The organism is Microbacterium sp. NPDC055357 (assembly GCF_053644835.1).
Genome location: NZ_JBSHLZ010000006.1, coordinates 1 through 11636 on the forward strand (window position 1 = coordinate 1; position 11636 = coordinate 11636).

12 protein-coding genes are annotated in these 11636 nt (G+C 66.2%); 2 read left to right on the forward strand and 10 right to left on the reverse strand.

Features of this window, described 5'->3' with window-relative positions:
- Nucleotides 1-146: 146 nt before the first annotated feature.
- Nucleotides 147-1175, reverse strand: a complete 1029-nt coding sequence (locus tag ACWICD_RS09380) for a 1-aminocyclopropane-1-carboxylate deaminase/D-cysteine desulfhydrase (protein WP_454140011.1) — start codon at nucleotides 1173-1175, stop codon at nucleotides 147-149.
- Between the two features lie 103 nt (nucleotides 1176-1278).
- Here ACWICD_RS09380 and ACWICD_RS09385 point away from each other — a divergent pair, with 103 nt between their 5' ends.
- A complete protein-coding gene (locus ACWICD_RS09385) occupies nucleotides 1279-1761 on the forward strand; it encodes an Lrp/AsnC family transcriptional regulator (protein WP_454140012.1) in 483 nt (160 codons plus the stop codon).
- Between the two features lie 175 nt (nucleotides 1762-1936).
- Here ACWICD_RS09385 and ACWICD_RS09390 read toward each other — a convergent pair whose 3' ends face one another.
- Nucleotides 1937-2608 carry a hypothetical protein gene (locus tag ACWICD_RS09390; RefSeq protein WP_454140013.1) on the reverse strand — a complete coding sequence of 224 codons (672 nt, stop codon included), beginning with the start codon at nucleotides 2606-2608 and terminating at the stop codon, nucleotides 1937-1939.
- 361 nt (nucleotides 2609-2969) lie between these two features.
- Between ACWICD_RS09390 and ACWICD_RS09395 the strand changes: the two genes are divergently transcribed.
- Entirely contained in the window at nucleotides 2970-6017 is a 3048-nt protein-coding gene (locus ACWICD_RS09395; protein WP_454140014.1) for an AAA family ATPase, read from the forward strand.
- 15 nt (nucleotides 6018-6032) lie between these two features.
- Here the strand turns inward: ACWICD_RS09395 and ACWICD_RS09400 are convergent, their stop codons facing one another.
- The 8 genes from ACWICD_RS09400 to ACWICD_RS09435 form a co-directional block, all read right to left on the reverse strand.
- Nucleotides 6033-6290: a hypothetical protein gene (locus ACWICD_RS09400; protein ID WP_376125139.1), complete on the reverse strand. Its 258-nt coding sequence runs from the start codon at nucleotides 6288-6290 to the stop codon at nucleotides 6033-6035.
- 446 nt (nucleotides 6291-6736) lie between these two features.
- Entirely contained in the window at nucleotides 6737-6991 is a 255-nt protein-coding gene (locus ACWICD_RS09405) for a hypothetical protein (protein ID WP_376125142.1), read from the reverse strand.
- Between the two features lie 55 nt (nucleotides 6992-7046).
- Nucleotides 7047-8015 (reverse strand): hypothetical protein, encoded by a 969-nt coding sequence (locus ACWICD_RS09410; RefSeq protein ID WP_376125144.1) that lies wholly within the window; start codon nucleotides 8013-8015, stop codon nucleotides 7047-7049.
- On the reverse strand, nucleotides 8012-8182 hold the full coding sequence (locus ACWICD_RS09415) for a hypothetical protein (RefSeq protein ID WP_454140015.1): 171 nt from the start codon (nucleotides 8180-8182) through the stop codon (nucleotides 8012-8014). Before ACWICD_RS09415 ends, ACWICD_RS09410 begins: the two co-directional genes overlap by 4 nt.
- Before the next feature lie 245 nt (nucleotides 8183-8427).
- The gene (locus ACWICD_RS09420; protein WP_376125147.1) at nucleotides 8428-8874 is read right to left on the reverse strand and encodes a single-stranded DNA-binding protein; all 447 of its coding nucleotides are present in this window, start codon (nucleotides 8872-8874) and stop codon (nucleotides 8428-8430) included.
- Complete coding sequence (locus ACWICD_RS09425) at nucleotides 8871-9392, reverse strand: hypothetical protein (protein ID WP_376125149.1); 522 nt, start codon at nucleotides 9390-9392, stop codon at nucleotides 8871-8873. The genes ACWICD_RS09420 and ACWICD_RS09425 overlap by 4 nt, the downstream gene beginning before the upstream one ends.
- Entirely contained in the window at nucleotides 9389-9784 is a 396-nt protein-coding gene (locus ACWICD_RS09430; RefSeq protein ID WP_454140016.1) for a hypothetical protein, read from the reverse strand. Before ACWICD_RS09430 ends, ACWICD_RS09425 begins: the two co-directional genes overlap by 4 nt.
- Nucleotides 9781-11634, reverse strand: coding sequence for a type IV secretory system conjugative DNA transfer family protein (locus ACWICD_RS09435; protein ID WP_376125155.1), 1854 nt, complete (start codon nucleotides 11632-11634; stop codon nucleotides 9781-9783). The genes ACWICD_RS09430 and ACWICD_RS09435 overlap by 4 nt, the downstream gene beginning before the upstream one ends.
- Between the last annotated feature and the right edge of the window lie 2 nt (nucleotides 11635-11636).

Here is an 11636-nt window from a genome sequence, read left to right on the forward strand (position 1 = left end):
GATCGGTTCTCACTGACCCTCGCACGATGGCTCACCAACGTCTACGACGAAGACAACCCTGCCGAATCCTCCACCACTCCAGGGGACGTCACCTCTCTCCCCGAGCGTTGGTTTCCGGTACTAACGGTCTGCCCTAGCTCGGTGGGTCAGAGCTGGATCTCGTGTAGCCGCGGGATGGCGGACCAGATCCGCTGCGTGTAGGTGGGGTCGAAGATCGCGTGGTAGCCACCGGTGTGCCAGAAGAGCAAGGGCCCTTCGACCGTTCCGCTGCGGGCCATGTCGATGATCGCTGCGACCGCCTTGCCCGTGTAGACGGGGTCTACGACGATCCCTTCCAGTCGTGCCATCAGGTCAATGGCCTCCGGGACACCGGGAGCGGGCATACCATATCCCTCACCCAAATAGGCCTCGGTCATCTCAAGGTCGGACGCGTCGATGCGGACGGACGGGGCGATCAGGGAGGCGGCCTCGTTCGCCAGACGGAGGTAGATTCCCGGTACATCGTCGTAAACCTCACCTGCGACGATGACGCCGATGATGCGAGTATCGGACCCGCTGATCGCCCGGCCCACGGTCAGTCCCGCATGCGTGCTGCCCGCGGAGCTCGCGTGAACGATCGTCTTGAACTGCGTGCCCTGGGCCTTCATCTGCTCATCCGCTTCGAGGTACGCGCGGGCGAAGCTGGTGGCGCCCCGGCCGGTGGCCGAACCGATGGGGAGTCGGTAGACACGCTCGCCGGCAGCTTCCAGTTCGCTGACGACATCCTCGGTGAGGCGAGCGAGCTCCACCCACGACACATCGCCCACAAGACGAAGGTCAGCCCCGAACAGGGCGTCGAGCAGCAGGTTTCCCACCGGCTCCTTAGGCTCGTCGTGGCAGAGCACGAGCGTGCACTTCATCCCGATCGCCGCGGCCGCTGCCGCTGCCGCTCTCGTCGCGTTGGAGTGACGGGAGCCCTCCGTGACGATGTGCGTCGCATCGAGAAGCTTCGCTTGAGCGAGTTCCATCTCGAGCTTGCGCACCTTGTTCCCGGCCAAGCCCACCGAACCCACATCATCACGCTTAGCCCACACCTCGACGCCAAGCTCCTCACTGAGCCGCGGCAGGAACTGGACAGGCGACGTGAACCCCCGCAAATCAAGACGAGGCAATTCGACAAGCTGTGTCATATCCATGCCCGCAGACGATAGGTGAAGCCCCTGCAACTGCACAAGCTTCCACCTTCTAGCTATGCACATGCTCAGAAAATCGGCGCGGGTGCGGCTTAGGATGGATCATATGTACACTCTCGATGCCACCGACGCCCGCATCCTCCTCACAAGAGACAGCGCCCAAGATGCCTCCCTCATCGAGCTCGGACACCGTCTCGGGCTCTCGCGAAACACCATCCACGCCCGACTCAAACGGCTCCGCGAACACGAAGCACTCAGACCGCCCAGCACCTCCGTCACACCGTCAAGCCTGCGACTCCCACTCCTCGCGTTCGTCACCCTCTCCGTCTCCCAGCAGACCATCGCCGCGGTATACGCGACCATCACCGCAATCCCCGAAGTCATCGAAGCCCACACCACAACCGGAGACGGCGACCTGATGCTCCGAGTCGTCGCACGCGACACCATCGACCTGCACCGCATCACCCAAGAAATACAACTCGCACCCGGAGTACAACGAAGCAACACCTCAATCGCGACGACCGAAGTCATCCCCCACCGAATGAGCCCCCTTCTAGAGGAACTTGCGACGCGGCGGACCTCAGAGTGAGACCGTTGAGCTCGACTCTCATCGGAATCGATACGAGCCTCGGGCTCTGACATGCATCGATGGCGGTCTTCGTCGTGGTCACCGCGGCAACAGCGCGAGGCTTCCGGAAGTAGCGTCGATCGGCGGTTGCTGATCGCGCACCCGATCACGTCGGTGCGACCCGTGCAGACGCGGGTCAGGTGGATAGGGCGCGATCTGTGATGCGGGGAGCGCGGATCGGTGAACGTATCGCAGCCGCTGTGAGTAGTCCGGCGGCGGGGAGTAGATTGATACCGACACCAGGCTCGAGTGCGGTCGAGTAACCGAGCAGGAGAGCTCCCGCGATCAGAAGCACGCGCGCTGTTGCGCCTCTGATGATGAGCGCAGCTATGGCTGCGGCGACTGCCGCGAAGGTCGGGATTGCTGACGGGCCAACCGCTGTGACCCAAGATTCCAGTCCCTCGGCAGGCGCGTGCTCGTCGCCGACGAGTGTGGCAGCACCCAGGAATGTGCCTCCGAGTATCCACGCCGCGGAGACAGTCGCGAGGCCTAGGAGGAACCCCCGTGCGTCCCTGCCGTCCCGAACGAGAACCGCGATGATCGGGCCGCCGATCGCGGTCGCGAGCCACATCGCGGCGAGGAAGAGGCCGAAGCCGAGGTAGCCGATGCCGTCGCTGCACGCCCATGTACCGTCGCCTGCGGCTTCCGCTCCGACCCATGAGCAATGGATATGTAATTGATCGCGCAGCAGGTTGATCGCCTGCAGGCCGAGGGGGAGTGCGGCGAGAGAAGCGGCGACGGCGACCAGCGCCGCGGACAGGCGAACGGCATGCCCGTCAGAGTGGCGTCTCGCGTCGGCTGGGTTCATTTCACCGACGACGTTAGCAAGCTCGTGTTGACGATCATCAGGCGGGTGAACGCGACGTCGCGGACAGCACAGAATCACGCTCGCTCACGGTCGTTCACCGAGCAGCAGCGATGGGATGTGAAGGCCAGGTGGAGGCCCAAGGCGGCGCCCCAGTTCTAGAACAGCGCTGACAGCTGAGATTCGTGAATTCGCCGAGGATGCTCGCGAGACCCGCTCGACAGAATGCTCGCTCGCCCTCCGCTATCCGCGCGCTGGCGATCACCCTCTTGCCGAACCAATCAGGCGATAGAAGAAAGTGATGCACGCAGGCACTTTCTGTGTAACCCGTGACGTGATCAGCATAAGCGCGTAGTCTGACGGTGTGCGCGGCGGCCTCGAGCGGTGGAAGAGGGGTGTCGAATCTCACGGGGTTCGGCAGGCGATCTCTTACGCGCTGAAGGGCACCTGCGATTCCCACCTGCGAGCCACAACGGGCGCCGACGCGCTCACCGCGTATGGTGATGCCGGCGCCGTCGGGGTCTCGCGGTTCGTCGTCGAGGACGGTGCCATCTCGATGGACCTGCTGGACGAGTCGGCGTTGCGGCGGTGGGTGGACGGGTGTGATCCAGTGTTGGGGGAGCGGCGGGGTCGTGATCTGCAGCTGCCGTCCGCGGATCTGCTGCTGGATGGGACGATCAACGCACCGAAGTCGTTCAGCGTCGCCGCTGTGTTGGATGCGGATCTCGCGGTGGAGTTCGAAGCGCTCCAGGATCGGCTGCGTGATCGGATCATTCTGACCTGGCAGCGGGAATTGAACGCGCGTCGCGGTGCCGGCGGCCGGATCCGTGAGGATCTCGCGCGCGTGGAAGTAGTCGAGCTGCAGCACCGCCGTTCCCGTGCGCTGGACCCGCACATCCACCGGCACTTGTGGCTGAATGTGAAGGTCCAGGGTCGGGATGGGCAATGGTCGAACGTCGACTCCCGGGTGGCGATGAAGCTGCACACGCTGATCAACGCAGAGGGAGAACTCGCCGCCCGCACAGACCCGACATGGCTTGCTGCTCTCGCCCGCCACGGGTTCACCCTCGATGGTGCTGGGGAGATCGCCGAGTTGTCGCATGCGGTTCGTCCACTCTCGCGCAGGTCGACACAGATCGAAGCAAACCGGGCCATGCTGCTGTCCCAGTGGCGGGAGGAGCACCCGGGTGAGAACCCGAGCGTGGATGTCATCCAGCAGGTGGATCGCCTTGCGTGGGCGATGGGTCGCCCGCAGAAACCACACGACATCGACGAAGCCGAATGGGAACGCCTCATCCGGGACGAACTCACCGCGATCGACCGCCGCATCCTGATCCCCCGCCCGCCTGTCCGGATGCGGGCGACGCGGATCAAGGAACTCAACCTGGAACTGCTCGCAGCGACGGCGATCGTGGAAGCCGACGACCGCTCCACGGCCACGGGCGGCCGGTTCAGCCTCCTGGACGTTCGAGCCGGCGCCCTCCGTGCCCTCGCCGCATCCGGTGTCATCGCGGACCGGGACGAGCTGGACCCGGTCGCTGACCGGATCGTGGACCTTGCTCTCACCCACACGATCGATCTCCTCGACGGCGCCGCTGCGCCTGATCACGTCAAAGCGCTGATGGCCACCGCGACCGCAGTACTCAAGGTTGACCTCGCCGCTCGCCTCGAGCGAATCACCCGCTCGGGCACCCGCTGCACGCACCAGGAAATCGCTCGTATCGCGGACACGGTCCTCCCCGACGCCGTGTCACTGAACGCGGAGCAAGCCGAGGCGGCGGGGGAGATCGCTGGGACGGACCGGCTGGTAACGATCACCGGACCTGCGGGGACGGGGAAGACGACGATGCTGCGGGTGGCGATGGCCGCGCTGATGGATCAGGGGCGGCGGATGGTGGTGGTCGCGCCGACGAAGAAGGCTGCGACGGTCGCCGGGACCGAGATCGGGGCGACCGCGTCGAGCCTGCACGCCCTCCTCGCCGACCACGGTTGGCGATGGGGCACCGACCCTGCCGGCGCACAATCCTGGACCCGATTAGAACGAGGTGACCCCGACCCCGCACGGCCCGGCGTCATCTATGAGGGGCCCCGGCGTTACCTGTTGCGGGCGGGGGATCGGATCGTTGTGGACGAAGCGGGGATGGTCGACCTGCAGACCGCGAACGCCCTCGCCGACGTCGTAGCCTCCGCGGGGGCTGGGATCGTGATGGTTGGCGACGACCTCCAAGCGACCCCTGTCGGTCACGCCGGCGCGATGGCCATCGCCACCCGCTGCGCCACCGCGACCGTCGAGCTGAGTGCTGTGCACCGCTTCCACGACCAGGACTACGCCGCCCTTACTCTTCGTATGCGGCGCCCCACTTCCGCCGACGACGCGCTCGACATTGCATGTGCCCTGCACGGGGGAGGTCATGTGCGGCTGGCGCCCGATGAGGCGACCGCCCGTGAGGCGATGGTGGACGCCTACTTCCGCCACAGCGCCAAGAAGCAGCGGGTGGCGTTGGTGACGGGAACCAACGACGAAGCCGCGGCGGTCAATGAAGCGATCCAGGAACGCCGCGTCACAGACGGGGACCTCTCTGCCCGGCGGCTCGCCGTCGGGCAGGGCGAGCAGCGCTTGCTGGAAGGCGACGTCGTGCAAACCCGCCGTAACGACCATCGCACCGATGTCGAAAACCGGGCCCTGTGGAGAATCAGCCGCATCACCAGCGACAACCTCGAACTCGTCAGCGTTCACCACTCAGGTATGACCCGCACCGTCGATCGCGCCTACGCCGCCGAGCATGTGCACCTTGCGTACGCGTCGACCGTGCACGGCATTCAAGGTGAGACCGCCGACGTATCCATCGTCGGACCCGGCGTGAACGCCGCCGGCCTCTACGTCGGGATGACCCGCGGCCGCTATGTCAACGAAGCCATCCTCATCAGCCACCACCGCGACGCCGCACTCGACGCTCTGGCTTCGACCATGCTCCGCGGCACACCCGAGGTGACAATCGATGAATCCCGCCGCGCTGCGCACAGTGAACTGCACCGTGCAGCCCACCCTCCGCAAGGGCCCGGCGCGTCTCCGCACGCGCCGGACCACTCATCTGAGAACGACGGGCTGAATCACCTCGCCAGCCTCGACCGATGGATCGCTGAGGCCACCCGCGGGCTGCAGCATCTCGATGCTCGCGCGGCCTCGGCCGACGCCGCCGGACACGCCCGCGGGCCTTCGGCGCCGCTGGCGGTGGGGACTCGTCGGGCGCGACTCGCTGAGCGGCTGCATGCGCGCCGTGTTCAACGCGACCGCATCGCCCAGGAGATGGCCCCGCTGCACGCGCGTGAGCCAGCGTATGCGACGGTCGCCGTCAGCGCGCCACTTCATACGCCCGCCGCGCCGAGCGAAAGCCATGGCCTGTCGCGGTGACGTGGGTGCGGGAGGTCAGGAGTACTGACGGTGGACGTGCCAGTCGTGCTCGGTGCGGAAGACGTCGAATACGAATGTGTCCCCGTTCTCGGCTGTCGCCTGGAACCGCCACCCGTACAGACCGTGCGTCGGAACGTCCATCGTCCATACGCTCTTCCGCAGGCGGGTCGGGACATCCGTGACGCGCCAGCGCCGACCGGCATAGAACATCCGCTCAGGGATATCGTTCGCCATCCACAACGTCAGATCGTGTTCGATTTTCTGCGTTTCCATGGTCCCCAAGATTAGAACACAAGTGCGACACTCGGTAGTGTCGTCGTTCGTGAAGGGAGGGCAGGTTCGGTGGGAACGAATCATCGGTATGCGGACAGGGTCGACGCGCAGATGAACGACCGAATCCTGCAGCGCGTCGCGGAACAACACCCCCTGCAGTCCCTCACTGCCGACGAACGTCAAGAAGATCGATTGCCGGTCACGCGAGACCCGAAGCCTCGCGCGTGTCGCGCGTGGGTGCGGTTCGGTCCGCACGCGGTCCAGGTGGACGGCGTTGTCGTTGTCTGGAACGACGTTGCGTGCGGCGTCCAGTTCACCGTCGCAGGCAACGGGTACCGCTGCTGGGTCTGGTCGAATGCGGTGACCCTCGCATCCGCCTGAGAAGGAGAGAAGCTCCCACTGGCCGGGCCTCTCCCGGTGGGCACCTCTCGAGCGACCGCTGGCGGCTATTGGTCGTCGAACCACTCCGGCTTGACGACGGCGTGACCGATGGCAGTTTCGATCTGCTCGATAGTGACGCCAGATTCCAACGCCGCGAAGATGGCGTCATCGAGCGCATGATGAGCGTGCTCCAGCGCCGAATCAACGAACGACCCTGCCGTTACGGGCCATGGCCGCGGCACTTTGTCGAAAGCGTCATCGATTGCATTCGCAGCGGACGCGACATGAACCACTAACGAGAGCATGAGCGCGGCGTCCACAGAGACAATTTACGCCGAAGCCGCGGTCGAAGGTACACGCGGGACCGCCGCCGATCTAGCGTTCTGCGGGCGACGGTGCGGGCGTGAACCTGATGGTGGCCTTGCGTGGCTCGGCGAGCACGTTCACACTGGCCACCTCCGCGCGAACATCAAACGTCCATGCTTGGCAGATACCGGCAGCGCGAGGCAATGTCTGGACGGTGTACAGGTCGTCGGCGTGGCCGGTAACCAGAACGAGGTAGCGCCCCTGATCGTCCTGACACCCATCGACGCGTGCGACGCTGGTGATCTCCGCCCATGCGGCAGCGTCGAGCGGTGTGAGGTAGGCAACCTGGCCAACCTCGGGAGGCGGCACCGTGTCCTCCGCGCTATCAGCAGGATTGCTGGTCGCGAACATGAAACAGGTGGCGCCGAGCGCGGTTGCGGAGATCGCGATGACCATGACAGGCCCGACCAATCGCCGTTGCGTTTGGTTGAACCCGTCGTAGTTCAGAAGCCGCGTGGCCCACGCCCGCAGTTGCTCAAGAAAGACCACAGCATCCTGGTGAACCTTGGTGGCTGCTGTCTTATTCGATCCGACCGCGTCGCGCGCCTGCTGCTCAGTGAACGCGACGGCCTCCTCTCGTCTAGCGATCTCCTGCTGGAGTAGTTCCACGGTCGGGTATGCCGCGGGGAGGAACTCGCCCACGGCAGCTCTGCGCAGGTCTCGCCGGGTTTGCTGGCTGATGCGCGACAACGATGTGTACATTGGCAGCGTTGCGCGGATCAGGAGAACGATGGTGAGGGTCACCCCGCCTATTCCGACCAGCGCCGACGCGAGAGCAAACCACATTTGCGAGTTGTCTTCGAGGTTGCCCCACTCGAAGTTCAGCCCTTTGAGCGCAGGTATCCCGCCGAAGATGGCCACGCCGACGGCGCCGATCGCCCCCGCACCCCACTTCGCGGCCTCACGAGATGTTGTGATCGCCTCCCGCCAGCGGTCCGGGGGCACCTCCACACTGGGCTTGCCTTCGAGTGTGCTCATGCCCAGTCGCCGAGCTCGTCACCATCTACTCTGCGGTGCGGGGCGTTGTCCGGGGGAAAGCCTGGCAAATCACCCACGGGCACCCAGATGCCGTTTTGGAAGACGTACTCCACGCCGTTTCGGGTCATGCGTTCGCCGAGACTTGGGCCTGCAGAGTTATCGGTCATGTGATGCCCCCAGTGATTCAGCTGATCGCCGAATTCTTGGACCGCATCTTCCACCCTCAACCGAGGCCGGTCAAGAGGGGCGTCGCGGCGAGGCGCACCTCGCATCCACGCGGGATCAGGGCGCCGTACAGCGACATGTGCGTACCTCGAGGTGCGGTCGACCGCTGGCGGGGACTTCGCGCAGGAGGCGTACACATGCGGAGCGGGCGGGAGTACAGTGACTCTCGCCCGCTCCTGTTGTTGGGTCAGCGTGCAAGTGTGGCGCCGGTCTGATTCACCGGCGTGCTGGTCGGCCCCGTCGTGTATGCGGCGGGGCCGTCAGCTTTTGGGCTGCGCTGAACGGTGACGCCCTGGAATTTCAGGGACGCGCCGACGTTGTCCGCGACGATGTCGCGGGTCTCCCGGGTCTGCCCAGTTTCCTTGTCGACGTAGGTCCCGAACCGTAGGTCCCCGGCGACGAGGACCGCGTCGCCTTTGCGGAGCGAGTCAGCGACGTTGCGGGACTGTTTGTTGAACACGACGATGCGGTGAAAGACGGTGCCGGCGTCTTCCCACAGTCCGGTGGTGTCGTTGAGGCGTCGGTCGTTGACGGCGACGGTGAACCGCGCGTATTCGTTGCCGGTGTCGCTGGCGCCGTGTTCGGGGTCGCCGGTGAGGTTTCCCTCGATGGTGACCGGGATTCTGGTTGTCATCCTTCTTCCTTCCGTTGTGAGGCACCGGTGTCGGTGTCTCGGTGGGCGTGGCCGGTGGTGGTCCACGCAGCCCATTCCTTCTCGTCGGTGACGTTCGTCCAGGAGCGGGGGCGGGTGGCTTGGTGGCCGTTGTTGCACCCGCCGCCGTACGCGCGGGTGAGGCGGGGGTGGGCGAGGGTGAGGTGTTCGTGGAATCCAACCGGTCCGTACCCGGTGTCGGAACTGTCGAAGGAGACGGTGTGTGCGGTGTGCAGGGCGGAGAGTTCTTCCACGAGCGCCCCGTGTTGCCACCAGCAGTTCGGGATGACGCTGTGCGGGACGTGGTAGCGGACGGTGAACCACTCCACCCACGCCCGAAGCGCCGCCCACTCCACCGGGGCTCCCTCATCGGTGAGGGTGCGCCAATTCACCACGTGCGCCGCGATCGCAGCAGACGTCCCGCCACGCTGTCGGGCGTCGAGGGCGAGGTCGTCGGCGAGCATCCCGTCGTAGTCGACGTCCGGGTTGTACCCCTTCACGACACCACCCCCTCCCCGTAGCGCTGGAGCTTGGATCGCAGGGCGGTGAGGGCGAGGGCGGTGGCGTCGCGGCGGGTGCGGTGGCGGGACAGGACGGGGTCGCGGTCGATGAGCCGGTGCAGCAGTTCGTGGCATCCCCGATGCAACGCCACCAGATCCTCGTCCCGCTCCGCGGCAACCCACCTGCCGTTGTGGATGGTGACGCCGGCGTAGTCGACGTGGTGCAGCTCGAGCTCACGCTTCGACGCGACACCCCCGCACGCCGCGCACGCGAGCTCCCCTGTGCTGCGGAGCCGGTCGGTGAACCAGCGGTCCCGGCGGGCGAACCACGCCCTCGAGCGGAGGTAATCGCGTTGGTACCCGGCGTCGCGGGGCTTGCGGCGATTGCTCATTCGTCCCTCACCACCTCAACCGCCTCGACCTCAGCCGCCGGCTCCTCAGGAGAAGCCTTGTTCTCGGCTGAGGGAGTCGTCGGGGTGGTGTGGGTGTGGAAGACGGCTTGTTGTTCGCGTTCGGTGTCGGCTTTGCCGGTGCGGATGGTGCGGGCGTCGGCGCGTTCGTCCCATCCGGTGAGGTCCAGGAGTACGCCGCGGCGGTTCCGGTAGGCGAGGAGGCCGAGGTTTTGGGGCATGCGGCGGATCTCATCGACCGACATGAGGGGGAGGCGTTCGTTGTGTTCGCTGGTGGAGTGCCCGCTCTCCCTCGTCGTCCACGACCTCTGTGTGCGGCGGGTGTCTCTCGTGCCGAGAAGCGCTTCGACATCGCGCAGGTGATCGACGTGCGATGCGCCGCCGAGGAGGACTTTCGCGGTGGCGGCAGCCCAGATGGTGTCCGCTTCTGCTTTGGACCAGGACGTTTCTGCTTGGGAGAGGGCCTGCAACACGACGAAGGTGCAGATGCCGCGCCCACCACCGTCGGCCATGGTGCGGGGCAGGTTTCCCCACCGGAACATGTTGGCGATCTCATCCAGAATCAACCCCAACGGCAACGGCAACCGCGACCCGGGGGAGGCGAGCGCGGTGGTGCGGGCGACCTCCACGACGTCATCCATCAGCGCCGATAACCATCCGCCCATCGCGGCGGCACCGGAGGAGGACCCGATGAGGTAGAGGGTGTTGGGGGCGGTGAGGAACTCGCCCGGGCGGAAGATCGGGTCGCCGGAGCGGGGCATGAGGGAGTCGCGGATCTGCGGGACGGCGAGCGGGGCGACGGCGCCTTGGACACCGAACCAGATGGAGGAGACGAGCTTCTCATCCCCACTGATCGTCGCCTCCAGGCTGTCTCCCCACCCCGGTGCCCCATCACCGCGGAGAATGTCCACCGCCCCGCGGGCAAGGGCAGAGGAGGATCCCCAGTCGTAGATGTCGGCGATTGTTCTGCCGCCGACAGCGGCGGCGTGAAGGAGGCGGCCGAGGACGACACCGGAGGCTTGCGCCCATTCCTGGTTCGTGGACGAGGATCCGAGGGCGGTGCCGGTGATGATCGCGGCGCCACGTTGCATCGCCACCAGCGGGTCTTCGCACCCGGTGATGGGGGACACCCGGAGGGGGTGGCGGATGCCGGAGAGGCCTTGCGGGTCGAACACGTGCACGTCCCCGCGGGCCTGGCGGGGCCGCATGGTGGCGGTGAGGTTGTCGTTCGTAGTCGAGGTCGTGATGAGCGGCCCGGTCCAGTCGAGGATCGCGGAGATCAGAACCCGGTATCCCTTTCCGGAGCGGGGTGGGCCTTCCAGAGCGACGGAGTCTTCGATGGACACGTACACGTCCATCCCCCGCGACCGTCCGACCCGCCACCCGACATCCGCGGGCACCGCCCGCCCCGCCCCTGGCCGCAGCTGGGATGCCCTGCGGAGCACGGCTTTCGCGGAGAGGTGCTGGCGGATCTCCGACCCGGCCGCGAACCCCGGCCGGGTGCGCAAATCCGAGACGAACGCCCGGTCCGAGTGCTGGTAGCGGCGCACCGCCGTGATGACCACGACCGCCAGGGCGATGATGAGGAGCAGGGCGGTGAGGTCGGCGACCCGGATCTGCCACACCGGCAACTCACACCCCGCCGGAGCCGTATAAGTGGTGGGGTCCCCGGTCAGGGCAAGCCCAATGCCGGAGAACAGGCCCGTCGGGGTCGGGCGGGCACCGCACAGGGCCTGGGTGATTACTTCAGCGAGGAACGCGGTGGCCAGGGTGAGGACGATCCCTGCGGCCGCTGCGCCGGCGAGGATCTTCACAAGCAGCCCGTCACTCATCG